General features: G+C 64.8%; 27 protein-coding genes and 1 tRNA gene. 12 read left to right on the forward strand and 16 right to left on the reverse strand.

Translation table 11 applies throughout. From position 1 onward, the window contains the following. A partial coding sequence (locus B9A23_RS16990; protein ID WP_139797527.1) for a DUF983 domain-containing protein occupies positions 1 to 512 on the reverse strand: 512 nt, incomplete at its 3' end. A 6-nt stretch (positions 513 to 518) separates the two neighbouring features. Next, positions 519 to 1,901 (reverse strand): ribosome biogenesis GTPase Der, encoded by a 1,383-nt coding sequence (der, locus tag B9A23_RS16995; protein ID WP_084280223.1) that lies wholly within the window; start codon positions 1,899 to 1,901, stop codon positions 519 to 521. Positions 1,902 to 2,151: 250 nt separating this feature from the next. Between der and B9A23_RS17000 the strand changes: the two genes are divergently transcribed. After that, a complete protein-coding gene (locus tag B9A23_RS17000) occupies positions 2,152 to 2,820 on the forward strand; it encodes a CHAP domain-containing protein (RefSeq protein WP_254895172.1) in 669 nt (222 codons plus the stop codon). A gap of 3 nt (positions 2,821 to 2,823) precedes the next feature. Here B9A23_RS17000 and mmsB read toward each other — a convergent pair whose 3' ends face one another. The 7 genes from mmsB to B9A23_RS17035 all read right to left on the reverse strand — a co-directional run bounded on the left by mmsB (position 2,824) and on the right by B9A23_RS17035 (position 9,176). Further along, positions 2,824 to 3,693, reverse strand: coding sequence for a 3-hydroxyisobutyrate dehydrogenase (gene mmsB, locus B9A23_RS17005; RefSeq protein ID WP_084280225.1), 870 nt, complete (start codon positions 3,691 to 3,693; stop codon positions 2,824 to 2,826). A 4-nt stretch (positions 3,694 to 3,697) separates the two neighbouring features. Beyond that, on the reverse strand, positions 3,698 to 4,480 hold the full coding sequence (locus B9A23_RS17010) for an enoyl-CoA hydratase-related protein (protein WP_084280226.1): 783 nt from the start codon (positions 4,478 to 4,480) through the stop codon (positions 3,698 to 3,700). Continuing rightward, on the reverse strand, positions 4,477 to 5,547 hold the full coding sequence (locus tag B9A23_RS17015) for an enoyl-CoA hydratase/isomerase family protein (protein ID WP_084280227.1): 1,071 nt from the start codon (positions 5,545 to 5,547) through the stop codon (positions 4,477 to 4,479). Before B9A23_RS17015 ends, B9A23_RS17010 begins: the two co-directional genes overlap by 4 nt. After that, positions 5,544 to 6,686 (reverse strand): acyl-CoA dehydrogenase family protein, encoded by a 1,143-nt coding sequence (locus tag B9A23_RS17020; RefSeq protein ID WP_084280228.1) that lies wholly within the window; start codon positions 6,684 to 6,686, stop codon positions 5,544 to 5,546. The genes B9A23_RS17015 and B9A23_RS17020 overlap by 4 nt, the downstream gene beginning before the upstream one ends. 85 nt (positions 6,687 to 6,771) lie before the next feature. Continuing rightward, positions 6,772 to 7,071 carry an I78 family peptidase inhibitor gene (locus B9A23_RS17025; protein WP_084280229.1) on the reverse strand — a complete coding sequence of 100 codons (300 nt, stop codon included), beginning with the start codon at positions 7,069 to 7,071 and terminating at the stop codon, positions 6,772 to 6,774. Positions 7,072 to 7,081: 10 nt separating this feature from the next. Next, positions 7,082 to 7,585, reverse strand: coding sequence for a hypothetical protein (locus B9A23_RS17030; RefSeq protein ID WP_084280230.1), 504 nt, complete (start codon positions 7,583 to 7,585; stop codon positions 7,082 to 7,084). Positions 7,586 to 7,679: 94 nt separating this feature from the next. Beyond that, complete coding sequence (locus tag B9A23_RS17035) at positions 7,680 to 9,176, reverse strand: CoA-acylating methylmalonate-semialdehyde dehydrogenase (RefSeq protein ID WP_084280332.1); 1,497 nt, start codon at positions 9,174 to 9,176, stop codon at positions 7,680 to 7,682. A gap of 104 nt (positions 9,177 to 9,280) precedes the next feature. Here B9A23_RS17035 and B9A23_RS17040 point away from each other — a divergent pair, with 104 nt between their 5' ends. Then, the gene (locus B9A23_RS17040) at positions 9,281 to 10,177 is read left to right on the forward strand and encodes a LysR family transcriptional regulator (RefSeq protein ID WP_084280231.1); all 897 of its coding nucleotides are present in this window, start codon (positions 9,281 to 9,283) and stop codon (positions 10,175 to 10,177) included. A gap of 38 nt (positions 10,178 to 10,215) precedes the next feature. Here B9A23_RS17040 and B9A23_RS17045 read toward each other — a convergent pair whose 3' ends face one another. Then, positions 10,216 to 10,539, reverse strand: coding sequence for a DUF3297 family protein (locus B9A23_RS17045; RefSeq protein WP_084280232.1), 324 nt, complete (start codon positions 10,537 to 10,539; stop codon positions 10,216 to 10,218). A gap of 100 nt (positions 10,540 to 10,639) precedes the next feature. Between B9A23_RS17045 and B9A23_RS17050 the strand changes: the two genes are divergently transcribed. After that, positions 10,640 to 10,714, forward strand: a tRNA-Val gene (locus B9A23_RS17050). Between the two features lie 82 nt (positions 10,715 to 10,796). Here the strand turns inward: B9A23_RS17050 and B9A23_RS17055 are convergent. Continuing rightward, entirely contained in the window at positions 10,797 to 11,810 is a 1,014-nt protein-coding gene (locus B9A23_RS17055; protein ID WP_084280333.1) for a bile acid:sodium symporter family protein, read from the reverse strand. Between the two features lie 187 nt (positions 11,811 to 11,997). On the opposite strand from B9A23_RS17055, the gene B9A23_RS17060 reads away from it, so the two are divergent. Next, positions 11,998 to 12,528: a phosphoribosyltransferase gene (locus B9A23_RS17060; RefSeq protein ID WP_084280233.1), complete on the forward strand. Its 531-nt coding sequence runs from the start codon at positions 11,998 to 12,000 to the stop codon at positions 12,526 to 12,528. Positions 12,529 to 12,572: 44 nt separating this feature from the next. Here B9A23_RS17060 and B9A23_RS17065 read toward each other — a convergent pair whose 3' ends face one another. The 3 genes from B9A23_RS17065 to B9A23_RS17075 all read right to left on the reverse strand — a co-directional run bounded on the left by B9A23_RS17065 (position 12,573) and on the right by B9A23_RS17075 (position 15,664). After that, a complete protein-coding gene (locus tag B9A23_RS17065) occupies positions 12,573 to 13,223 on the reverse strand; it encodes a cytochrome b/b6 domain-containing protein (RefSeq protein ID WP_084280234.1) in 651 nt (216 codons plus the stop codon). A gap of 231 nt (positions 13,224 to 13,454) precedes the next feature. Further along, on the reverse strand, positions 13,455 to 14,327 hold the full coding sequence (locus tag B9A23_RS17070; RefSeq protein ID WP_176218036.1) for a PRC-barrel domain-containing protein: 873 nt from the start codon (positions 14,325 to 14,327) through the stop codon (positions 13,455 to 13,457). Positions 14,328 to 14,428: 101 nt separating this feature from the next. After that, positions 14,429 to 15,664, reverse strand: coding sequence for a S8 family serine peptidase (locus B9A23_RS17075; RefSeq protein WP_139797529.1), 1,236 nt, complete (start codon positions 15,662 to 15,664; stop codon positions 14,429 to 14,431). Positions 15,665 to 15,712: 48 nt separating this feature from the next. Between B9A23_RS17075 and B9A23_RS17080 the strand changes: the two genes are divergently transcribed. From B9A23_RS17080 to B9A23_RS17115, 7 genes are all read left to right on the forward strand, one after another. Next, a complete protein-coding gene (locus B9A23_RS17080) occupies positions 15,713 to 16,240 on the forward strand; it encodes an RNA polymerase sigma factor (RefSeq protein WP_084280237.1) in 528 nt (175 codons plus the stop codon). Next, complete coding sequence (locus B9A23_RS17090; protein WP_139797530.1) at positions 16,237 to 16,917, forward strand: hypothetical protein; 681 nt, start codon at positions 16,237 to 16,239, stop codon at positions 16,915 to 16,917. The genes B9A23_RS17080 and B9A23_RS17090 overlap by 4 nt, the downstream gene beginning before the upstream one ends. Before the next feature lie 57 nt (positions 16,918 to 16,974). Then, positions 16,975 to 17,226: a hypothetical protein gene (locus B9A23_RS17095; RefSeq protein ID WP_084280240.1), complete on the forward strand. Its 252-nt coding sequence runs from the start codon at positions 16,975 to 16,977 to the stop codon at positions 17,224 to 17,226. A 78-nt stretch (positions 17,227 to 17,304) separates the two neighbouring features. Beyond that, positions 17,305 to 17,496, forward strand: coding sequence for a YgaP family membrane protein (locus B9A23_RS17100; RefSeq protein ID WP_084280242.1), 192 nt, complete (start codon positions 17,305 to 17,307; stop codon positions 17,494 to 17,496). A gap of 52 nt (positions 17,497 to 17,548) precedes the next feature. Continuing rightward, on the forward strand, positions 17,549 to 18,829 hold the full coding sequence (gene serS / locus B9A23_RS17105; RefSeq protein WP_084280244.1) for a serine--tRNA ligase: 1,281 nt from the start codon (positions 17,549 to 17,551) through the stop codon (positions 18,827 to 18,829). Further along, a complete protein-coding gene (locus tag B9A23_RS17110; protein WP_084280246.1) occupies positions 18,829 to 19,617 on the forward strand; it encodes a M23 family metallopeptidase in 789 nt (262 codons plus the stop codon). Before serS ends, B9A23_RS17110 begins: the two co-directional genes overlap by 1 nt. Positions 19,618 to 19,622: 5 nt before the next feature. Continuing rightward, positions 19,623 to 20,681 (forward strand): potassium channel family protein, encoded by a 1,059-nt coding sequence (locus B9A23_RS17115; protein ID WP_084280248.1) that lies wholly within the window; start codon positions 19,623 to 19,625, stop codon positions 20,679 to 20,681. Here B9A23_RS17115 and B9A23_RS17120 read toward each other — a convergent pair. Further along, on the reverse strand, positions 20,662 to 21,093 hold the full coding sequence (locus tag B9A23_RS17120; RefSeq protein WP_254895169.1) for a DUF1761 domain-containing protein: 432 nt from the start codon (positions 21,091 to 21,093) through the stop codon (positions 20,662 to 20,664). The genes B9A23_RS17115 and B9A23_RS17120 overlap by 20 nt on opposite strands. 98 nt (positions 21,094 to 21,191) lie before the next feature. Between B9A23_RS17120 and rimO the strand changes: the two genes are divergently transcribed. Continuing rightward, positions 21,192 to 22,598, forward strand: coding sequence for a 30S ribosomal protein S12 methylthiotransferase RimO (gene rimO / locus B9A23_RS17125; protein ID WP_084280250.1), 1,407 nt, complete (start codon positions 21,192 to 21,194; stop codon positions 22,596 to 22,598). Here the strand turns inward: rimO and B9A23_RS17130 are convergent. Further along, positions 22,595 to 23,863 (reverse strand): HD-GYP domain-containing protein, encoded by a 1,269-nt coding sequence (locus tag B9A23_RS17130; protein ID WP_084280252.1) that lies wholly within the window; start codon positions 23,861 to 23,863, stop codon positions 22,595 to 22,597. The two genes, rimO and B9A23_RS17130, sit on opposite strands and share 4 nt — an antisense overlap. Between the last annotated feature and the right edge of the window lie 95 nt (positions 23,864 to 23,958).

A 23,958-nucleotide genomic window follows, 5' to 3' on the forward strand; every position in this document is an offset into this window, starting at 1 on the left:
CACCAGCTTGACCCAAAACCCGCTCTGCGGGACATACCATCACCCGGGTCAATTCTCGATGGAAATACCGGGTCAATTCTCAGCGGAAATCTACAGCCAGCCTCAACCTTCCCAGCATGCCCCGCAAAGCCGTGCATGCCCAGCCACCATTGCAGCGCGATCACCCCGCCCTTGGCAGGTTGGAGCAGGCCGACGAGCAGCACCAGCGCCATTACCGCCACGATCAGCATCATAGCCCAGCCGGGCAGGCCGGTGTGGAGGCCGAGTTCGATGATCACCGGGGCCATGATGTGCCCGGTCAGCAGGATCGCAATGTAGGGCGGGAAGTCGTCTGCGGCGTGGAGCGTCCAGTTCTGGCCGCACATGCGGCAGCGCTCCACCGGTTTGAGGAAGCGCGCGAACAGATGCGTGCCGCCGCAGCGCGGACACTTGCCGCAGACCCCGCGCCACACTGCTCTACCCAGTCCTTGCGGGAGCGTGGAGCGGTCTAGCGGGGGCGCGGCGTTGGGCATGTGCGCCTACTTTGCGAAGGGGTTCTTGGGGCTGCGCAGGGTCAGGCGGATCGGCACGGCATCGAAGCCAAGTTCGCGACGGATGCCGTTGATCAGGTAACGGCGGTAGCTTTCGGGCAACTGATCGAGCCGGGTGCCGAAAAGGACGAAGCCGGGTGGCCGCGTCTTGGCCTGGGTGATGTAGCGCAGCTTGATGCGGCGCCCACCGGGTGCCGGCGGCGGATTGGCAGCAAGCGCATCGTCGAACCACCGATTGAGACCGGACGTGGGCACGCGCTTCGACCAGGCGGCGCGGATCTCGAAAGCGGCCTTGAGCAGTTCGTCCAGGCCCTTGCCGGTGCGGCCCGAGATGGCGAGCAGTGGCACGCCACGCACTTGTGCCAGACCTTCGTCAAGCGCCTTGCGGATGCCCTGGAACAGGCCCGAAGGATCCTCTGCCACGTCCCACTTGTTGATCGCGATCATCAAGGCGCGGCCCTCTTCGAGCACCATCGAGGCGATCTTGAGGTCCTGATGCTCGAGCCCGCGCGTGGCATCGAGCGTGAGCACGACAACCTCGGCGAAATCGATGGCGTGCCGCGCATCGGCGACCGACATCTTCTCGAGCTTCTCGGTCACGTTGGACTTCTTGCGCATCCCCGCCGTATCGATCAGGCGGACAGGGCGATATCCCTCGCGCTCGGGATCGAACCACTGCCAGTCGATGGCGATGGAATCGCGGGTGATGCCTGCTTCCGGCCCGGTGAGCAGGCGGTTTTCGCCAAGCAGCTTGTTGATCAGCGTGGACTTGCCCGCATTGGGGCGGCCGACGATGGCGAGCTTGAGGACGGATTCAGGATCGAACTCCTCCTCGTCACCCTCTGCTTCGGCGTCGTCGTCTTCCTCGACCTGCTTGGGTTCAAGGTGCGGACGCAGAGCTTCGAACAGGTCGGCAAGGCCCTGTCCGTGTTCGGCGGAGAAGGCGACCGGTTCGCCAAAGCCCAAGACAAAGGCATCATAGATGCCGGGATCACCCTGCCGGCCCTCGGCCTTGTTGGCCATGAGCACAATCGGCACGCGGCTGGACCGCAAGTAGCGGGCGATTTCCTCGTCAAGCGGGGTGACGCCGGCGCGCGCATCGATCACAAACAAGGCAACGTCAGCGCCGACCAGCGAAGCTTCGGTCTGCTGGCGCATGCGGCCGGGCAGCGTGTCGGGATCGAGATCTTCCCAACCTGCCGTGTCGACGATGGTGAAATCCAGCCCGAGCAGCGTGGCATCGCCAAAGCGGCGATCGCGCGTGACGCCGGGCTGATCGTCCACCAGTGCCAGTTTCTTGCCGACAAGGCGGTTGAACAGCGTCGACTTGCCGACGTTCGGGCGTCCGATAATGATGACCTGGGGGCGCATGGGCCTGCCGTGGCTGTTTAAGCGCGTGAACGCAAGAGCGCGTTTAAGTCAGGGCGATTGATTATCCCGCCGTTAACCATGGGTATAAGGCCCGCCCTAACCCAAGCGGCAGATAACTGCCGGAATGAGGGAACAGATTTGCCGGTTCGGACTGCTCTGCGCAATCGCCACGCTTGGAACAAGCGTGAATGCCGCAGAATTCCGCGATTCTTCGCGCCTCGGGGCTTCGGCCTTCGATCAGGATGAAGCCCTGCCCTACCTGCAATGCGTGCCCTATGCACGTTCGGTCAGCGGCATCCAGATCTATGGCGATGCGTTAACGTGGTGGGAGCAGGCCGAGGGCCGCTATGCCCGTGGCCATCAGCCCAAGGTTGGCGCGGTCATGAGCTTTGCGCCCTATGGCCGGATGGAACTCGGCCATGTCGCCGCTGTCAGCCGCGTGGTTGATTCGCGCACGGTGCTTCTGCGCCACGCCAACTGGTCACCGATCGGGGGACACCGCGGCCAGATCGAGAACGACGTGCGCGGGGTTGACGTATCGCCCGCCAACGATTGGAGCCAGGTGCGCGTATGGTATGCGCCGATCGGTGACCTCGGCACGACGGCCTGGCCGGTCAACGGCTTCATCTATCCCGACAAGCCGGGCAAGCAGAAGGGCTATATGCTGCTGGCCTCGAGCAAGCCGGCGCCGGTGGCAAAGGCAGCCGAAGCGCCGCGACAGTCCATCGGCGCAGACTTCCTCAAGGGCGTGCGGCCCGAAGTGGACGTGAAGGCGAGCCCGGTGCGGCGACAGCTGGCGATGAGCTATGGCGTGCCGAAGAGTGCCGGTGCCAAGCCCGTCGTGAGCCGACCGGCGCGTCTTGCGCCTTCGCTTAGCGATGATCCGATCGGCCGGATCATCGCCGCGAAGACGCGCTGATCGTCAAAGCGATCTGATGATTGCCGAAAAATCGAGGCCTGCGTTTCCGGCCTCGGCGAAAGCTGCATAGAGTTCTTCAGCGCGCTGGCCCATCGGCACGTCGGCGCCCGCATCCTTGGCAGCAGCCATGGCCAGCTTGAGGTCCTTGAGCATAAGCGCGGTGGCAAAGCCGCCCTGGTAGCCGTTGTCGGCCGGGCTTTGCGGGCCAACCCCGGGGACCGGGCAGTACGAGGTCATCGACCAGCACTGGCCCGAGGCCTTGGACGAGATATCATAGAACGTCTGCAGGTCGAGCCCGAGCTTCTCGGCCATGGCGAAGGTCTCGCAGGTGGCGACCATTGAGGCGCCCAGAAGCATGTTGTTGCAGATCTTGGCGGCCTGCCCTGCCCCGCTGCCTCCGGCATGGATCACCGCCTTGCCCATGGCGGCAAGGATCGGCTCGGCGCGGGCAAAGGATTCTGCGGTGCCGCCAACCATGAAGGTCAATGTGCCGCCGTTGGCCGCCGCGATGCCGCCCGAAACCGGGGCATCGACCATCTCGTAACCGGCGGCGTTTGCGACAGCGGCAACCTCGCGCGCGGTGGCAACGTCGATGGTCGAACAATCGAGCAGCAGGGCCGAGGCGGGTGCCTGTCCGATCACGTCAGCGCTGTAGACCGCATTCACGATGGCGCCGTTCGGCAGCATCGAGACGACGGCATCGGCGCCCTGCACCGCTTCCTTGACGGATGTGTAAGTGGTGCAGCCGTTGTCCTTCGCGCGTTCGAGCGCCGCTTCGGCAAGGTCGAAAGCGTGGACGTCGTGCCCGGCCTTGACGAGGTTCGCGGCCATGCCGCCGCCCATGTTGCCAAGGCCGATGAATGCGATCTTCATGGCCTTAACGCCCCTTCCACACGCCGGGGCGTTTTTCGATGAAGGCCTTCATGCCCTCGGCCTTGTCCTCGCTGGCGGTGAGGATCTGGAAGACGCGGCGTTCGAACAGCAGGCCCTGGTCGAGCGTGGTCTCGAACGCGGCGTTGACCATTTCCTTGTTGGCGACGGCGGCCATCGGCGGCATCGCGGCAATGGTCTCGGCAGTCTTGAGCGCGTCGGCAAGCAGATCAGCCAGCGGCACGACGCGGGTGACCAGCCCTGAGCGTTCAGCCTCGGCGGCGTCCATCATGCGGCCGGTGAGACACATGTCCATGGCCTTGGCCTTGCCGACGGCGCGGGTCAGGCGCTGCGAGCCGCCCATGCCGGGCGCCACGCCAAGCTTGATCTCGGGCTGGCCGAACCTGGCGTTTTCCGAAGCGATGATGAAATCGGCCATCATGGCAAGTTCGCAACCGCCGCCCAGCGCGAAGCCGTTGACTGCCGCGATCCATGGCTTGCGCGTGGTCTTGACGAGGTGGCTGGTCCACTTCGAGAAGAAGTCCTCGTTATAGAAGTCGGCTGCCGGCTTGTCCGACATTTCCTTGATATCGGCGCCGGCCGCGAAAGCCTTCTCGCCCGAACCTGTCAGAACCGCGCAACGCTGTGCAGGATCAACCTCAAAGGCGGCGAAGGCTTCGATCAGTTCGGCCAGAACCTGCGAATTGAGCGCGTTCAGCGCCTGCGGGCGGTTCAGCGTTATGAGGGTGACGGCACCCTTCTGTTCGACGAGGATGGTTTCGTAGGTCATAGCGGTTTCCATTCGTCAGCAGCGCCGAGCGGCGCGAATATCTGGTCGAGCAGGTCGTCGGTGACGCCCTCTGCCGTGGCGGGCGACCACTTCGGCGCGTGGTCCTTGTCGACGATCACGGCGCGCACGCCTTCGGCAAAATCCGGCAGGACCAGGACGCGGGCGCCGATGCGGTATTCCATTGCCATGTTGGCGGCGAAGTCCGACAGCGTCAGGCTGGTGGCGAGCTGGCGCAAGGCAACCTTGCAGGTCTGCGGGCTCTTGGTGTGGAGCGTCTTCAGCGTTTCGGCGGCGAATTCCGAACCATCGGCTTCAAGCGCGGCGAGGATGTCCTCGTAGCGGTCAGAGGCGAACAGGCGCGCGATCGCATTGCCATTAGCAGCGATCTTCGGTTCGGGCGGAACGGCGGACAGCTCGCGCAGGATTGCCGAGATATTTTCCGGATCCGCCGCGATGCGGGCCTTTGCCTGCGCCAGATTGGCCGAGGGCAGGTAATGCGTGGCAAGGCCTGCCCAGAGGCATTCCGCACCATCGAGCCGTGCCCCGGTGAGCGCGAGGTACTGGCCAAGGCGGCCCTTGAGCCGCGAGAGGAACCAGCCGCCGCCAACGTCAGGGAACAGGCCGATGCCGGTTTCGGGCATGGCCAGCTTGGTGTTCTCGGTGGCCACGCGGAACGTCGCAGGTCCGGCGATGCCAACGCCCCCACCCATGGTGATGCCATCCATGAACGCGACCACCGGCTTGCCATAGGTCATGAGCAGATGGTTGAGCTGGTATTCGTCATGAAAGAACTTGCGGCCCGATGCACCGCCATCGTTCAGCGCCGAATTGCGCAGGAAGGCGATATCGCCACCTGCACAGAAGCCGCGTGAAAGCTTGGGATCGTCATCTGCGGGAAGCTGATGGTCGATCATGACGACAGCAACGCCGTCATCACCGCGCCATTCGAGCAGTGACACGGTCATGGCGTGGACCATGTCGAGCGTCAGCGCATGGATCGCGCGCGGGCGATTGAGCGAAAGGATGCCAGCCGCGCCATCCCGGGTCGAGATTACTTCGTCGGTCACTTCAGAAGGTCCCTTCCGACGATCATGCGCATGACTTCATTGGTCCCTTCGAGAATGCGATGGACGCGCAGGTCGCGCCAGAAGCGCTCGATCGGGTAATCGCGCAAGTAGCCGTAGCCGCCAAACATCTGCAGCGCGCGATCGACGATCGAAGAGCCGTTGTCGGTCGCCAGCTTCTTAGCCATGGCCGAAAAACGCGTCTTGTCGGGCGCACCAGCGGTGACCTTGGCCGCAGCCATGTAGAGCAGCGCGCGAGCGGACTCGAGGTCAGTCGCCATGTCGGCCAGCACGAACTGCGTGTTCTGGAATTCCGCGATGGACTTGCCGAACTGCTTGCGATCCTTGACGTAAGTCACTGCCTCATCAAGGCAACGCTGCGCACCGCCCAGCGAGCAGGCACCGATGTTGAGACGCCCGCCATCGAGGCCTGCCATCGCGAACTTGAAGCCATCACCTTCCGCACCGACGCGATTGGCGGCAGGCACACGAACGTTATCGAAGATCACCTGCGCGGTGGGCGAGGCATTCCAGCCAAGCTTGCGTTCAGGCGCGCCGAAGCTGACGCCTTCCATGTCCTTGTCGATGACAAGGCAGGAGATGCCGCGGGAACTGTCATCACCCGTGCGGACCATGGTCACGTAGATATCGTTGACCCCGCCGCCCGAGATGAACTGCTTGGTGCCGTTGACGACGTAGTGATCGCCATCGAGGCGGGCGGTGGTCTTGAGCGCGGCAGCGTCAGAGCCTGAGCCGGGCTCGGTCAGGCAGTAGCTGGCGATCTTGTCCATGGTGACAAGCTGCGGAAGGTAGCGCCCCTTGAGTTCGTCCCCACCGAACGTGTCGATCATCCAAGCGGCCATGTTATGGATCGAAATGAATGCGCTGGTTGCCGGGCAGCCATAAGCCATGGCTTCCATGATCAGTGCTGCTTCCAGACGACCAAGGCCGATGCCGCCGGATTCTTCGCTGACATAGATCGCGGCGAAGCCGAGTTCGGCCGCGGCCTTGATCGTTTCGCGCGGAAAGATGTGCTCCTCGTCCCACTGCGCGGCGAATGGCGTAATCGCATCGGCGGTGAAGCGACGCGCCATGTCCTGGATGGCAATCTGGTCTTCGGTCAGCGCGAACTGGTCGGTCATTTCTCTTTCCCGTCACACGGATTTAACCGTGCCCTTAAACTGAAGCTGGGCGGCGGATATGGTCCGCCACCCATGCTGTCCAGTGCTATCCGCAGGAAATGCGGACGATCGTGTAGTTGTCATCATAGGACACGGTCAGCCGGTCGGCGCGGTAGTCCATTGTCACCGCCGAACGCGGCGGCACCCAGCGCAGGGTGCGGGCACCGGTGAGCTTGAGCAGTTGCGTGCCCACTTCGGCACTAGCCTTGCTGCCGACCATCGATTGGGCCGCATCGCCGTTGCAGGTTCCCTCGGGCATGGCGGGCAAGTCCTCCGGTGGTGGTGTCCCTTGCGAGCAGGCCGAAAGGCTGGCCAAGGCCGCAATTGCGATGATCGGCAGTTTCATCGGTTTCCCCTTACTTGCATCGGCTGTGACGACGCGGGCCCTGCGGCGCGTCTTCGCCGAACTCTGTCAGCACAAGCGTCTTCCCGCCATCCTCAAGCTTGTAGCTCGCCTCGCGCTGCCATTTCATGCCCTCGCCCTCGTAATCGAAAACTGCACGGACTTCGGTAGGCGTGGCGATCTTGGCACTGCCAAGGTCAGCCATCGATTCGTAGAACTTGACCGACTTCTCACCGACGGTGAGCGCACCCTTGTCGGCCCCGGTAGTGGGGTCGCAGTCAGCGGCGTTCATCGCCCACTTGCCCCGCATAGCCGTCGGGAAGGTAGCGTTGGCAACCGGCGCATCGACAGGTGCCGCCGCGCTGGCTCCAGGGGCGACAGGCGGTGCCATCGCTTCGCTTTCACTGACCATCGGCGCCAGGCTCGGCGTCGCTGCATCGCTTGGGTCGGACGACGGCTTCGAACACGCGGCCAGCGCCAGCGGTGCAGCGATCAGGGGAAGGACAAGATACTTCATCTAGGTTGCTCCGGCGTGATTGCAGATGGCAAAACCAACGCACACCGGAGCATTCCTATCCATGAACAGCCTTTAACCCGGCCCAGCCCCACCATCAGCCCATCGTCGGAATGACGAACGCATTTCCACCGTCGGGCGAGCCATCCGGCCAGCGCTGGGTGATCGTCTTGACCTTGGTCCAGAACTTCACGCCTTCCATGCCATGCTGGTTGGTATCGCCGAAGGCCGAGCGCTTCCAGCCACCGAAGGTGTGGTAAGCCACCGGCACCGGGATCGGCACGTTGATGCCAACCATGCCCACGTTGACGCGAGCGGCAAATTCGCGCGCGGCGTGGCCGTTGCGGGTGAAGATGGCGACGCCGTTGCCGTACTGATGCTTCGAGGGCAGCGCGAGCGCTTCCTCGAAGTCCTTGGCGCGGACGATCTGCAGGACAGGCCCGAAGATCTCGTTGTGGTAGCTGTCCATGTCGGGCGTGACATGGTCGATCAGCGTCGGGCCGACGAAGAAGCCTTCCTCGTGGCCCTGCAGGGTGAAGCCGCGACCGTCGACGACGAGTTCGCCGCCCTCTTCGATGCACTTGCCGATCCAGCCTTCGACCTTTTCCTTGTGCGCCTGGGTCACGACCGGACCGTAGTGCGCTTCGGGATCGGTCGAGACGCCAACGCGCAGGGCTTCGATTGCGGGGATCAGCTTGGCGCGCAGCTTGTTGGCGGTATCCTCGCCGACCGGGACGACGACTGGGAGCGCCATGCAGCGCTCGCCCGCCGAACCGAAGGCCGCGCCGCACAAATCGTTGACGACCTGGTCAAGATCGGCGTCGGGCATGACGATGCCGTGGTTCTTGGCACCACCCATGGCCTGCACGCGCTTTCCGGCGGCTACGCCGCGATTGTAGACGTAGTGGGCAATATCCGACGAGCCGACGAAGCTGACCGCGCCGATGGCGGGGTGATCGAGGATCGCGTCGACCATTTCCTTGTCGCCATGGACGACCTGGCAGATGCCTTCGGGCAGGCCCGCTTCGATGAAAAGTTCAGCGAGGCGCACCGGCACCGAGGGGTCGCGCTCGGAAGGCTTGATGATGAAGGCGTTGCCGGTGGCGATGGCAATCGCGCTCATCCACAGCGGAATCATGCCGGGGAAGTTGAACGGCGTGATGCCCGCACCGATGCCGATCGGCTGACGCATCGAATAGACGTCGATGCCGGGGCCGGCCCCTTGCGTATATTCGCCCTTGAGCACGTGCGGGATGCCGCAGGCGAACTCGACCACTTCAAGGCCGCGCTGGATGTCGCCCTTGGAATCGGCGATGACCTTGCCGTGCTCGGACGAGAGCATGTGCGCGAGGCTGTCCATGTTGGCCTCGACCAGTTCCTTGAAGCGGAACATCACCCGGGCGCGGCGCTGCGGGTTGGTCGCGGCCCAGGCGGGCTGCGCCTTCAGCGCGGCCTGCACGGCGCGCTCGAGCGTCTCTGCGGTGCCGAGCGCGACTTCGGCCTGCACGCCGCCGTTGTTGGGATCGAAGATCGGGCTCTTGCGGGCAGGCGCGCCGCCGGGGCCGCCGACGATGAAGTGGTCTACGAGACGCATCAGGAATCCTCTTTCACCAAACTTTGACAGATTGATGCGCCTGCCGGCGATTGCAGGCAACCCGCGAATATGCGAGGCCCACCTGCAGATTTGCAGGTGATCCGATGCACTCGAGCGACTGGAACGACTTTCAGGCCTTTCTGGCGGTGGCGCGCGCCGGGCAGCTCGCTCGGGCGGCGGCGAACATGGGTGTGGACGCCACGACCATAGGACGGCGGTTGCGGCGGCTGGAGACGCGAACCGGCGCCACACTGTTCGAACAGACCCGCGAGGGACAGGTGCTGACCGAAGCGGGCGAAGCGATGCTGGCCGAGGTCGAGGCGATGGACCAGGCTGCCAGCCGGATCGCTGAAAATGCCGCAAGCGGCGGCGGCGTTGCCGGGACCTTGCGGGTGAGCCTGTCCGAGGGGTTTGGTAGCTGGATTGTCGCCCCTGCCCTGCGCGGCTTTGTCGATGCCAATCCTCGTCTGATGGTCGATCTCGTCGCATCATCAGGCTTTCTCAGCCCTTCCAAGCGCGAGGCGGACCTTGCCGTCACCCTCTCGCGTCCGCGTGCGGGACCGGTGATCGCGGGCAAGCTGTCAGACTACAATCTGCGGCTCTATGCCACGCGCGGGTATCTTTCGCAGAAAGGGCCGCCCGAAAACCCTGCCCAACTGGCGCAGGGCCACCGGCTGGTGGGTTACATCCCCGACCTGCTCTATGCGCCGGAATTGCGATATCTGGCGGAGATCGAGCCGGACCTGACCGCCGACCTGCGCTCGTCATCGATCATCGCGCAGCACCGCATGATCGCAGCGGGGGCCGGCATCGGCGTGCTGCCATGCTTCATCGGCGATTCGGACAAGTGGCTGGTGCCGGTCCTGCCCGAGCGGCGCATCACGCGCTCGTTCTGGCTGGTGACACACAAGGACACGCACAATCTGGCGCGCGTAAGGGCATTCAAGGAGTGGCTGACCGCTCTGGTCACGCGTGAGCGCGGGCGGTTGCTGCCGCGGTGAAGGTGCGCCCGGCCTGCCCGGGCGCACCTTCAAAAACCTCAGCCCTTGGCGACGGGGGCGTCTTCGCCGAGATCTTCGTACCAGGCTTCGACCGGGCCGTTGAGCTTGATCGTCAGTGGGTTGCCCTTGCGATCCATGCTCTTGCCGGCCTGCACGCGGACCCAGCCCTCCGAGATCGAGTATTCCTCGACGTTGTTGCGCACGACACCCTTGAAGCGGATGCCGACGCCGCGACGCAGCTTGTCCGCATCGAAGTGCGGGCTGCGCGGGTTGATCGCAAGGCGATCGGGCGGCACGTCAGGACCGGTGCTGGCAGCAGGCGCTTCGAGGGCGGTTTCGGGCTGGTTGATTTCGTCGCTCATGGGCTGCGCAAATATCTTGATTGCCCCACTTGTCAATCGATGCGGAGCGTCGTAGAGGCCCGCCCCTGTCAAGCGGTCGCAACGCCGACCTTCCTCTGACGGGCGCGTAGCTCAGCGGTAGAGCACACCCTTCACACGGGTGGGGTCACAGGTTCAATCCCTGTCGCGCCCACCATCTTCCCCCGACGGGCAGGATGGCGGCTATATCTATATCGGCCGATTCCCGCGCTGCTGCCCTCATCCGTTGCCAGAACCGCTCAACCTTGCGCTGGCGCGGCCTGCGCCGTTGCGGTCTGCCCATCCAGCTGGCGCCGATAGCGCCCTGCCAGCCATGCGCAGACGAAAAGCTGCAACTGGTGGAAGATCATGACCGGCAGGATCACAAGGCCGACCTGCGCCGGCGCGAACAGCGCACCGGCCATCGGCACGCCCGATACGAGGCTCTTCTTCGATCCGCAGAACAACAGGACAATCGCATCTTCGCGCGACAGGCCGGCCGCCTTGGCCGCCCCGGCGTTGATCCCGATTACGATCGCCAGAATGGCAGCCGATGCCACGAGAAGCACCGCCAGATCCAAAGCCCCGACGCGCTGCCACACTCCGTTGGCAACCGCTGCACTGAAAGCGGAATAGACCACAAGCAGCACCGAGGAGCGGTCCACCGGCAAGAGCAGCGCCTTGTGCCGGTCGATCCATTTGCCGATCAGCGGCCGCAGCAGATGGCCTGTCACGAACGGCAGCAGCAATTGCGTTGCGATCTTCTGGACCGAGGCCAACTCGTCGCCGCCGGCTGATGTGCCGGAATGGATGAAGAGCGTGACAAGCAGCGGCGTCAGCACAATGCCGAGCAGGTTCGAAAGCGAAGCGCTGCAAACCGCGGCCGCAACATTGCCCCCCGCCATGGCGGTAAAGGCAATTGAACTCTGCACCGTGGAAGGAAGCAGGGCAAGGAACAGCAATCCCGTCGCCAGCGCAGGGTCGACCACAAGTCCCCCGGCCCATGCAGCGCCCAGCCCGAGCACCGGAAACAGCACATATGTCGACGCCAGCGTCATCAGATGAAGGCGCCAGTTGCCCAGCCCGGAAACGATCGCCTCGCGCGAAAGCTTGGCGCCGTGGAGAAAGAACAGCAGCATGATCGCCGCGTCGGCAACCAGATCGAACACCTGCAACGCCGCGCCGCGCGCTGGCAGCACGCTTGCCAGAATGACCGTGCCGACAAGCGCCAGGAGAAACGGGTCCAAGGTGGGAAAATTCAAACGCCTGGTCATGATCGAAACGGCTATGCCCTGATTTTTCAGCCAATCCAACGAAATGATCGGCAAGGAATTGTTGTTCGCCCAGACTGCCTCTTCGGGCATCGCCAAGGCTCATCCGGTCCGGAAGCGCGATTGCCCAACCCGCTCCAAGCCGATACGTGCTGGGGCTGCCATTTCAAGTCGAACGGATACCCCCGACATGACAGACGCCGCCGCCCCGGTGCTCAACTACATTCCCTATGAAGATTTCCTGGCCCATGTGCGCAGTCTTTCGCGCAAGGTGGCCGAAGATGGCTGGAAGCCCGATTACATTGTCGGCATCGGTCGTGGCGGGCTCGTTCCGGCGGTATACATCAGCCACGATTTGCAAATTCCGATGCTGTCGGTCGATCATTCCTCCAAGGTTTCCGGCTTTGCCGACGAACTGCTCGGCAAGGTCGCCGGGAAGTCTGTCGATGGCACACGGCTTCTTTTCGTCGATGACATAAACGACAGTGGCGGCACCATCGCCTACATGCGCAAGGTGCTCGCAGAGTATGGCTGCAACAAGGAAAACCTGCGGTTTGCCGTGCTGATGGACAATTGTCGGTCGCAGGCGCGCGTCGATTATGCAGCGCAAGCGATCGACCGGGCACAGGACAAGCGCTGGTTCGTGTTTCCGTGGGAAGCGGTAATGACGGCAGAGACGCTGACCGAAGAAGCGCAGGCCGTGCCCGAGCGCCTGGGGTAACGCCAGCGCGTCTTGGCCCCAAGGCAGGCGCGTCGCGCAGGATTTCAACCGCCTGATAGTGCCCAGATCACGCTGGCCACAAGCGCCAGTCCAGCGGGTGCCCTCACCGGCGACCATCGCACATCGGCAACCGCTTCGCCCAGTTGCCGCTCGCAATTGCCGGTGATCATGGCGCTGACCAGATCGCGCCCGACAAGGAACTGGTAGAAGAAGATCGCCAGCACATGCAGGCCGATAAGGAACAGCGCCACGTTGAAGACGGTGCCATGAATGTCCGCAGCCCGCCTTGCGCCCTCGGCGCTCAGGACAGCCGCGAGCGGCCCGGCTTCACCGCCGTCCCCGTTCCCGGCGAAAAGCCCTGCCGTCGTCAGGCCGAGGAGCGCGGCAAGCAGTGCGGCAACGCTCCAGCCGCCAAGCGGGTTGTGACCATCGGTCGGATGCTCGTCCGCCGCCTTGCGTGCATAGGCAAGGACCGCTGCCGGACCCCTGAGAAACTGGGTGAAACGCGCCGTCCGTGATCCGGCCAGGCCCCAGTAGATGCGGAACAGCAACAGCCCCAGAACGACAAGCCCGGAGGTCCGGTGCAATTCCATATCGTGGTTTTCGGCGCTCCACCATGAAAGGAAGAACAGGCTGACCAGCGCCCAGTGAAACAGTCGCACCGGCGCATCCCACACGCGAACCGTTTCGGCCATGCCTGCCCCTCATGACAATCGCACTTCTGTGCTCTGCGGCCACCGGAATGTGCCACGAGGCGCCTCCGCCGCCAAGCGCGATGCTCTGTGCGCCAGCGAACCGGACCACGGCGCCGGACAAGGCTCCGGCAAGCTTCATTCGGAACAAGCGAGAACGGCCCCGCCGAAGCGGAGCCGTACCCCTTCGCCGGCCCGTTGGAGGCCGTGCCGACGAAGCCCCTTTAACCCTGTTCAGTCGTTGGCTTGCTGCTGCTGCTGCGCGGCCTGCTTGATCTGGCCTTCGCTCATGGCCGAGAGAACGGCATTGCCGCTGCCGCTGAAGTTCGCGGCGGGCAACATGGCCTTGGCCCCATCGACCTTGACCAGCAGCGAGCGCACCTGCCCACGGCCATCGGCAACGACTTCGCGGATCTTGCCGATCTTCTCGCCATCTGGGCCGAGCACGGTCATGCCCTTGCTGAGCGCGAACGCCCCGGTGGCCGAAGAAGCGGCGCTCCCGGCAAGGGCGAGCGAGCCCATCCCGCCCGAGGCCGCGCCATTGCCGCTACCGCTGGCCGAGCCTGTGGCCGAACCCATCGCGGAACTGGCAGCAGAGCCGGCAAGGTTGCGGCCAGTCGTGGCCACGCCCTGGGCCGTACCGCGCGCAGTGCCGGCAACCTGTCCGGCAGTTGAGCGCACGGCGTTGGTGCCGACAAGCTGCGCATCGGCGCTGCCAGTGGCCGAGCCGGAACCCGAAGCCGATCCGCTGCCGCCGACCATGCGCGAAGGCGTGGACAAGGTCTGTCCCACCGTGCCGCCGAGCGTTCCATCGGCGCTGCCATCGGCGTGGACCTTGCCGCTCCTGCGATCGACCGACTTGCTGCCCGAGGCGTTGCCCGAGCCATTCACCGTGCCGCGCGTGGTGCTGTCGGCACGGCGTGTTGTCCGCTCTACGGCATCGCCCATGGTGCGGCCATTGAGCGTGCCGCCCAGCGTGCCGCCGATGTTGCCTCCCAGGGTTCCGCCAAGGCCGCCACCAAGGCCGCCCCCGCCCAGGATCTGCGCCTGAGCCGCCGGGGCGATCAGGATGAACATGGCGGTCGATGCTGTCAGGAACTTGCGCATATCGTTTTCCTTTCCTCGAATGGATCGGGGCACTGCTCGCAATGCCCCTTCGAAAGGAAAACGGATGGCCATTCGGGTTTAATTCACCCGCGCCCTCATTTTTATCTTGCGGGGCGGCAGATCGTGCACAGCAAGCCGCGCCCGTACGTGGCGTCGGTGCCCTTGCCGCCCAGATCGATCGCTTCTGCATCGAGCCGCGCGCGGACATTGCCGGACGGCAGCGCCAGCGCGACGCGCGAGGCGACCAGCGGCGTGGCGAAAGATGTTCCCCGCACCTTGAAACGCCGGCCCGCGGCGTTGCTGGCAAACAGGTCGGCACCGGGCGCGGCATAATCGAGGTGCCCCGCCCTGCCCGCCTCGATCAGCGCACGATTGCGCCCGTCGACGGCGGTCACCGCGATAACGCCGGGATAGGAGGCGGGATAAGCAGGTGGCGCGGCAGGACCGTCGTTCCCCACCGCGGCCACGATCACCGCGCCCTTGCGCTGCGCCGCCGCCACCGCATGGGCGACGACGGGATTGGCGGGACCGACCAGACTGACCGAGACGACCCGCACTTGCGCGCCCAGCAGCCAGTCAAGGGCGCGGGCGACCGCAAGCGCATTGCCGCCAGCGGGGTCCTGCCCATAGACATCGGCAACAAACACGCGCCCTACGCCGGCGAACTTCAGCAGCGAGACGACCGCACTGCCGTGGTCGCTTGGCCTTGGGGCACCGCTGGCAAAGCCGCGCGTCGCGATGACGGAGAGCGCGGAGCCACCATCGATCACGCCTACCGGCGTGGCGATGGGCGGCATGGCGATGGGCGGCATGGCGATGGGTGGGGCCTGCTTCGCCGCCGAAGTGCTTGAACCGCTTGTGAAATTGAGCGTATCCGAAGAGATCTCTGCATCCGGCAGCCGCGCAACCAGCAACTTCTGGGCGCGGGCGAGGGTCTGGCCGGCGGGGACCGACAGGCGCACCACCGTCAGCCCGAGTTCTTCAAGGGTCTCGGTGGAGATGATGCCGAAACCCGCCGCACGTGCCGTCTCGATCGCACCCGGCGCGGGGTTGGTGAGGAGCAGTTCGCCCTTGCGCGCAAGGTCACCGGAAAGGTCACGCTCGATCACGTCGCGGTTGGTGCGCAGGAGGCGATCGAGGCGCTGCAAGCGCAGGCGGGTAAGCCCCTCGACCGCGCCCTTCATTTCCCCGACGGCGTCGCCGACCTGTGGCAGACCTGCCCCCAACCTGCCCGTCACCTGCCCCAGACCTTCGCGCACGTCAGGCAGCGCTATTTGCGCCCCGAGCGGGGCTGCGGCGCACAGGGCCAGAAGGGTCGCGAAGGTCAAGCGTTTCATCGGCATCACTTTTTTGTCATAGCCTCAAAGGTCTCGGGGATTAAACGGATGAGGCGGTTCGTTCTATCCATCAGAAAGGCAAAGACTCTGGCTGACCCCTTCGCCGATGGCATCCTGGCCCTGCTCCCGCGCCTGCGACGGTTTGCGGCCGGGTTGGCGCGAGATGTGGCCGAGGCCGACGATCTTTGCCAGATGACGATCGAACGGGCGCTGCGCAGCCGCGACAGGTGGCAGGCAGGCACGCGGCTCGACAGCTGGATGTACCGCATGATGCGCAACATATGGATCGACGAAATCCGCGCCCGCACCCGCCGGGGCGAAACCTTCGAGGCGGAGGAGGCCGGCCTGGCGGTCGGTGCCTCGGGCGGACAGGAGGAGCGCGTCGGCCTGGGCGATGTCGATCGCGCGATGGCCCGGCTACCCGACGAACAGCGCGAGGCAGTGCTGCTGGTGATGGTCGAAGGCTGGTCCTACAAGGAAGCGGCGGAGATCGTCGGCTGCCCGGTCGGCACGCTCAATTCACGGCTGGTGCGCGGGCGCGACGCGCTGATGACGTTGCTGGGAGAAGCGGCATGACCCCGACGCCTGAACAGATCGCGGCCTTTGCCGACGGGCAGCTTGAAGGTGCCGAGCAGGCGCAGGTCGGCGCCGCCGTTGCCGCCGATCCGGCGCTGGCGCGGCAGGTGGAGGCGCATCGCGCGCTGGCAAGAAGGCTTGGCGCGCATTTTGCGCCGATAGCGGCCGAGCCGGTTCCCGATCATCTGGCAGCCATGCTAGCCGCGCCAAAGGTGGTGGACCTGGCGGAGGCCCGGGCACGGCGCAAAGGCCCGCCGCGCTGGGCGTGGGTTGCCGGGCCGGCGCTGGCCGCATCGCTGGTGCTTGCGGTTTCGCTGGGCCAGCGCTCCTCCGACTATGTCAGTGACGACGTTGCGCTGGCGCTGGATAGGCAACTGACGAGCGAACAGGCCGGGGCAGCTACTGTCCGCGTGCTGTTGAGCTTCCGCGACGGCGATGGTTCGTTCTGCCGGGCCTACGCCGCTAGCGGAGCGTCGGGCATTGCCTGCCGCGATGATGAGGGCTGGAAGCTGCAGGCGGCGGGCCAGGGCGAAGCGCAATCGGGCACCGAATACCGGCAAGCGGGGAGCGAGGGCGCGATCATGGCGCGCGCGCAGGCCATGGCGGCTGGCCCGGCGCTGGATGCAGCGGAGGAACGTGCCGCACGCGATGGCGGCTGGCGCAAGGCAGGTTCGTAAGAGGGAACCGGGCGGTCTGGCGGCAGTTCAGGAAAGCCCCCCTCCCGGAGATTTCCCATGCAAAACAAGGATGAACGCACGCCGCCGCTGGAGCCGACGAGCGACAATGCGAGCCTCAACAGCGAAGTGCACGCCACCACCAAGATCAATTCGAACGTAACGCCCCAGGACTATCCCGAGGAAGAGCGCCGCATGCAGGCGATTTCGTCGCAGGAGCCGAGCGAAGGCGTGCGCAAGGATCGACCGCAGGACGCCTCGCAGCAGTCGCACTCCACCGAAGAACCTGCCGAAGGCGAGCGCGAGAAATGATCGTGCGATTGCGCAGGATCAAGGAAGTTCTAATATAAGGCGGCATGGTGGGCTGGTTCACACTGGAGGACCAGACCCATGTTCAGGACCAATGTCGGCGGTATCGACCGTCTGCTCCGCATCATTCTCGGGCTCGTGCTGATTGCGCTCGTGTTCATCGGGCCGCAGACACCGCTGGGCTGGCTCGGCGTGGTACCGCTTTTGACCGGGCTGCTGCGTACCTGCCCGCTCTATTCGCTGCTTGGCATGAATACCTGCCCCCGCCCGTAAGAGCGCCGACGGCGGCTTGCGCCTTGCCAAGCAAGGCGGCATAGCGCGGCCCATGCACGATATCCGCCTGATCCGCGAAAACCCCGCCGCTTTCGACGCCGTCCTCGCCCGCCGTGGCGTGGAGCCCGCAGCCGATACGATCCTCGCGCTCGATGCGCGCCGCCGCGAGATCGCGACGCGGATGCAGGAGGTGCAGGCGCGCCGCAACGAGGCATCCAAGGCCATCGGCGCGGCCATGGGCAAGGGTGACAAGGATACTGCCGAAGCGCTGAAAGCCGAAGTGGCCGCGCTCAAGGTTGAACTGCCCTCGCTCGAAGAGGAAGAGCGGACGCTGACGGCGCAGCAGAATGCCGCGCTGGCCGCCTATCCCAATGCGCCCGCCGCCGACGTGCCGGAAGGTGCGGACGAGAGCGAGAACGCTGAAGTCCTGCGCTGGGGCAGCCCCCGCGAGTTCGATTTCACGCCGAAGGAGCATGCCGACCTTGGCCCTGCACTCGGCCTCGATTTCGAGACCGGCGCGCTGATTTCGGGTGCGCGGTTTACCTTCCTCAAGGGTGGCATGGCGCGGCTGCACCGCGCACTGGCGCAGTTTATGCTGAACCGCCAGACCGGCGAGAACGGCTATCTCGAATGCATTCCGCCGTTGCTGGTCAAGGACGAGGCTGTATTCGGCACGGGGCAGTTGCCCAAGTTTTCGGAAGACCTGTTCAAGACGACTGACGGCCGCTGGATGATCCCCACCGCCGAGGTTAGCCTGACCAACGCGGTGCAGGGCCAGATCCTGCAGGATGCGCAACTGCCCTTGCGCATGACTGCGCTTACACCATGCTTCCGCTCGGAAGCGGGTGCGGCAGGGCGTGATACGCGCGGGTTCATTCGCCAGCACCAGTTCGAGAAGGTGGAACTGGTCTCGATCACAAAGCCAGAGGATTCCGAGGCCGAGCACGAGCGCATGACGGCCTGTGCCGAAGGCGTGCTGCAGGCGCTGGGACTGCCCTATCGCAAGGTGCTGCTGTGCACCGGCGATATGGGCTTCACTGCGCGCAAGACCTATGACCTCGAAGTCTGGCTGCCCGGCCAGGGCGCCTATCGCGAGATCTCCTCGTGCTCCAACTGCGGTGACTTCCAGGCCCGCCGGATGAATGCCCGCTATCGGCCGGAAGGTTCGAAAGGGACTGAATTCGTTCATACTCTTAATGGTTCGGGCCTTGCAGTGGGCCGCACTCTGGTGGCAGTTCTGGAGAACTACCAACGGGAGGACGGGACCGTGGACGTACCGGAAGCTTTGCACCCCTACATGGGCGGGTTGACCCGCCTCGTGCCCACAGCCTGATGCGCCGTATCGCGGCAGCGCTTGCGCTGCTGTCAGCCGCCCAGACGGCAAGCCCCGGCATGGCCCAGAGCGGCCAGCGCGGGGCAATCGTAGCGTGGACCTATACCGTGCAGGCAGGCGATACCTTTGCCGGCATCGCGCAGCGTTGGGGCGTGGACATGGCGGCGCTGGGTGAGGCGAATGGCATCCCCAGCCCTTATGTCATTCGCATCGGGCAGGTGCTCAGGCGACCCGAATTGACCGCCGCGCCTCGCAGCGCGCCGACCAGAGCGCCAGCGCCTGCGCCTGCGCCTGCCATTGGTCCGGCCAAGCCGGCCACATCCCCCAAGGCCGAGCCGCGTCCGGCACCGACGCTGCGCCCGGCGCTGCCGCCACGTCCGACACTGACGCTGCGTGAATCCGATGCGCCGCGCCTGCAATGGCCGACAGAAGGCGCAGTCGTTTCGCACTTCGGCGAGCGGGTTTCGAGCATCCCTTCGAACGGGATCGACCTTGCCGCGCACTATGGCCAGAAGGTGCGGGCAGCGGCGGCGGGCACGGTGCTTTATGCGGGCAAGGAGCCGGAGCGCTTCGGGCAACTGATCCTGATCGATCACGGCAACGGCTTCGTGACCGCCTATGCCTATCTCGGATCGATGACGGTGAAGGAAGGCGACAGGGTGACCGCGTTCGAGCGGATCGCGCTGGTCGGCCGTAGCGGCGAAGCCAAGGCGCCGACCGTCCACTTCGAACTGCGCCGCAACAACGTGCCGCGCGATCCGGAACTCTACCTGCCGCCGAGATTATAGGACACATGGATCTGCATCTGCTGAGGCGCGGTGGACGCAAGCCGGTGAACCTGCTGCGGCGGACTCTGAAGGTGCCGGTCTGGGCGGATCTTGGGATAAGGCTGGGAGCGGCGCTTGTCCTGGTGGCGATCGTGGTGGCGGTGCACTGGATCGATCGTGCCGGCCTCAAGGACGCGCACGACGGTCAGATCAGCTTTCTCGACGTTGTCTATTTCACGATGATCTCGATCACCACGACGGGCTTTGGCGACATTGCCCCGGTGAGCGACCGTTCGCGGCTGATCGAGGCGGTGATCGTTACGCCCATCCGCATCGCCGTGATCTTCATCTTCGTGGGCACGGCCTACAATTTCATCATCAAGCGCAGTTGGGAGCGGTTTCGCATGGCGCAGATCCAGAAGAACCTGACCGATCACGTGGTCGTGCTGGGGTTTGGCGTGTCAGGCGCAGAAGCGGTTGCCGAACTGATCGCGCGCGGCACGCCTCCGGGCTGCATCGTGGTTATCGACCCATCCGAGAGCGCGCTTGCAGCAGCGGGGCGGCTGGGCTGCAACGTGATGGCGGGCGATGCCACGCGCGATGCAACGCTGATCGACGTGCACATCAATCAGGCCTGTGCCGTGCTGGTTTCGGCAGGACGGGACGATACCTCGATCCTGATCACGCTGACCGCGCGCCACCTTGCCCCGAACGTGCCCATCAGCACGGTGGTGCGCGCGGTGGACAACGAGGCGCTTGCGCGGCAGGCGGGTGCAAGCACGGTGATCAACCCGGTGCGTTTCACCGGCCTGCTCATGGCCGGCTCAGCCCATGGCAAGCATGTCGCCGACTACCTGACCGACCTCGCTTCGGTGGAAGGGCGTGTCCAGCTGGTCGAGCGCAAGGTGCGGTCCGACGAAGTGGGCAAGCCGCTCTCGGCGCTGGCCAGCGGCGGGCGCGGCTTGCGCATCTATCGCAAGGGTCGCGCGATCGGCTTCTGGGAGGCTGACGCCGCCGCGCTGGAAGATGGCGACGAGATCGTCGAAATTGCCCCTACGTCGCCAGCTATTGGCCTACCAGCCTGAACGCGAGGCCCATCGCAAGGTAGGCGACAAGCCAGAAGCCGCCGTCGATCAGGGCAAGCCGCGTACTGATGCGCTGCTGGCTGTAACTGATCCACAGCGAGGGGATGATGAAGGCGATGGCAAGCCCGCCAGACATCATGAAGTAGAGCCACCACTTCACGTCGAGCGTGGCCGCGCCGACGCGGGCGAACATGTGGCCCATCATCGAGGCGCTGACGAAAAGAAGCGCGGCCGTGATCGCCGCCGTGCGCCAGGGCGAGCGGCGGATGCCGAGCTTGCCGGGGCCGACCTCCTCAAGCCGGGCGCGGCCGAACAGCGGTCCGTACCAGAGGGTTGAGACGCCAAGTGCAAAAAGCGTTGCAACAATGACCGCTATCCAGTTGACCGGGCCCATCTTTTCCTTCTTTTCCAAGCCCCCGCAGGCCTTTGTTGCTAGACCGCGGCGCATTCTATTGCAACGCCGCGAAGCAACCTGAAGGGCCATAGGTGACGCGCCGTGCTTTTTCCCCTATGGGCCGCGCCATAATGGCAAGCCAGATTCCCCCGATAGAACTCCCCGAAGCCCCCAAGGTAGGCATGGTCAGCCTTGGCTGCCCCAAGGCGCTGGTCGATTCCGAGCGCATCCTGACGCGCCTGCGCGCCGATGGCTACGCGATGAGCCCGGACTATGCCGGTGCCGACGTGGTGCTGGTCAACACCTGCGGCTTCCTCGATTCCGCCAAGGAAGAGAGCCTTGCAGCGATTGGCGAGGCCATCGCCGAGAATGGCCGCGTGATCGTGACCGGCTGCATGGGCAACGAGGCCGAGGCGATCCGCGCCAAGTTCCCGCAGGTCCTGGCAGTGACCGGCGCACACCAGTACGAGGCCGTGGTCGAAGCGGTGCACGAAGCCGCGCCGCCGAGCATGGGGCCGTACATCGACCTCATCCCCCAGGCCGAGCCGGGCGATGTCAAGCTGACGCCGCGGCACTATGGCTACCTGAAGATTTCGGAAGGCTGCAATCACGCCTGCGCCTTCTGCATCATCCCATCGCTGCGCGGAAAGCTGGCGAGCCGGCGGATCGATGCCGTCCTGCGCGAGGCAGAGAAGCTGGTGGCGGCGGGCACCAAGGAACTGCTGGTCATCAGCCAGGACACTTCGGCCTATGGCGTCGACGTGCGGCATGAAGAACGCATGTGGAAGGGCCAGCCGGTTCGCACCCACATGACCGACCTGGCTCGCGAACTGGGCAAGCTGCGCACGCCGGACAGCGAGACGCCGTGGGTCCGGCTGCACTATGTCTACCCCTACCCTCACGTCGATGCGGTGATCCCGCTGATGGCCGAGGGACTGGTGACGCCTTACCTCGACATCCCGTTCCAGCATGCCAGCCCGAACGTGCTGCGCGCGATGAAGCGCCCGGCCAACGAAGCCAAGGTGCTCGACCGGATCAAGGCCTGGCGCGAAATCTGCCCGGACATCGCCATCCGTTCGAGCTTCGTGGTCGGCTTCCCCGGTGAGACCGAGGCGGACTTCGAATACCTGCTGGAGTGGCTGGAAGAAGCACAGCTTGATCGCGTGGGCGGCTTCCGGTTCGAACCGGTGGCCGGCGCCGCGGCGAATGACCTGCCCGATCCGGTGCCAGAGGATATCAAGGAAGAGCGATATCGCCGGCTGATGGAGACGACCGAGCGCATCAGCGCGGCCAAGCTGCAGGCGAAGATCGGCCGTTCGATCAAGGTGATCGTCGACGAAGTTGGCGCGCCAGACGAAGATGGCGACATCGGCGCGACGGCCCGATCACAGGCCGATGCACCCGAGATCGACGGTGCTGTGTACCTGCGCAACGTGCCGGCCACGCTGAAGGCAGGTGACTTTGCGCAAGTGCTGATCGAGGACGCCGACGCGCACGACCTTTACGGCGTGATCGAGGGTTAGACCGCTACCCGGCAGGCCGCGTTGAGCAGTGCTTCGCGCAACGGCCCGACGGGAGGCAGGTCAAGGCCGGCGAGATCTGCCACGCCTTCGATAGCGTCTTCTCCGTAGCAGTTGGCAAGCTCGATCGTTTCGCCTTTCAGGCGCTTGCACAAGGGCAACGACCAGAAAGTCCTGACGGTCGGGCGCGCGCTGTCGTTAGGGTCCTCGTCGACAACCATCGCCAGCCGCTGCGAACGCAGGCGCACGAACGAGCCGATCGGGTAGACTCCAACGGTTTCGACGAAACGTGCGAGAATGGCCGCGTCAAATAGATCGGCCTGACGTTGAAGCGACAGGATGGCTTCGGCAGGGTCGAGCCGCTCGGGGCCGGCTATCATCGTGTCATAGGCATCACAGATGGCGGCCATGCGGCTCAGCGGCTCAATGGCGAGGCCGCTCAGGCCCTGGGGATAGCCACTGCCATCCAGGCGTTCGTGGTGGTGCAGGATTACCCGCAGGACCTGCTCGGGAATGTCGCCGGCTGCCTTCAGAAAGGTGTAGCCCAGAACGACGTGCTGTTCGCGCAGGTCCGGTCGCAACAAGGCGTAATCGCCACCAGTCGCGACGAGGTCCACCGGCAGTTGCCCGACCCCAACATCCATGAGCAGTCCCGCCATGCCGGCGTCACGGACGTCAAGAGGAGAGAACTTCATGTGCTTGGCCAGCGCAATCATCAGCGCGCTTACCGCCAGCGAGTGACGATAGATCGACTCGTTGTCGTTCTGGCAGCGCAGAAGGCCGTTGAATGCGTAGAGGTTGCGCTGGATGGACGCATAGACCGCGTCCAGCACAGGCTCCACCTCGTGTGCACGGATTGTCTTGCCAAGGCGCACTTCGATGAAAGTCTTGCTGAGCACGCGCATGGCATCGCCTGCGGCCCGCTTCGCGCGCCCGAATTCTCGCGCGATCGGCAGGACCGCCGCCGGTCGGGGGAACCGGGGCTGCGGTTGGACGGGAGAGTGCTGGAACCGTTGCGCGGCCTGTACGATGACAGGTCGTTCAGGATTGACGGGTCGCCGGGAGGATCGCTCGGCAAGAGCAGCATCCCTGCCCCGTTCCGTATCGATCACCACACCACTGACGTCGCTCTCGCGCAGCTGTTCGAGCATCGCCTGGTCTTCAAGAAGAAAGCGCCGCTTCCAGAAGGGGTGGCTGAACCAGTTGCCCTCCAGCTTGTGGATGAACATCCCGAGCTGGACTTCCTCGGTTGTGATACGCTTCAGCATGACCCGTCCATTGCCCCTGGACGACCAACCTAAGTTAGTTTTGGTATCTCTTGTTTGGCAGGCACTGTCAGGAAAAATGCGAAGGCGTGCCGCTT

Source organism: Novosphingobium sp. B1 (assembly GCF_900176395.1).
Classification (GTDB): Bacteria; Pseudomonadota; Alphaproteobacteria; order Sphingomonadales; family Sphingomonadaceae; genus Novosphingobium.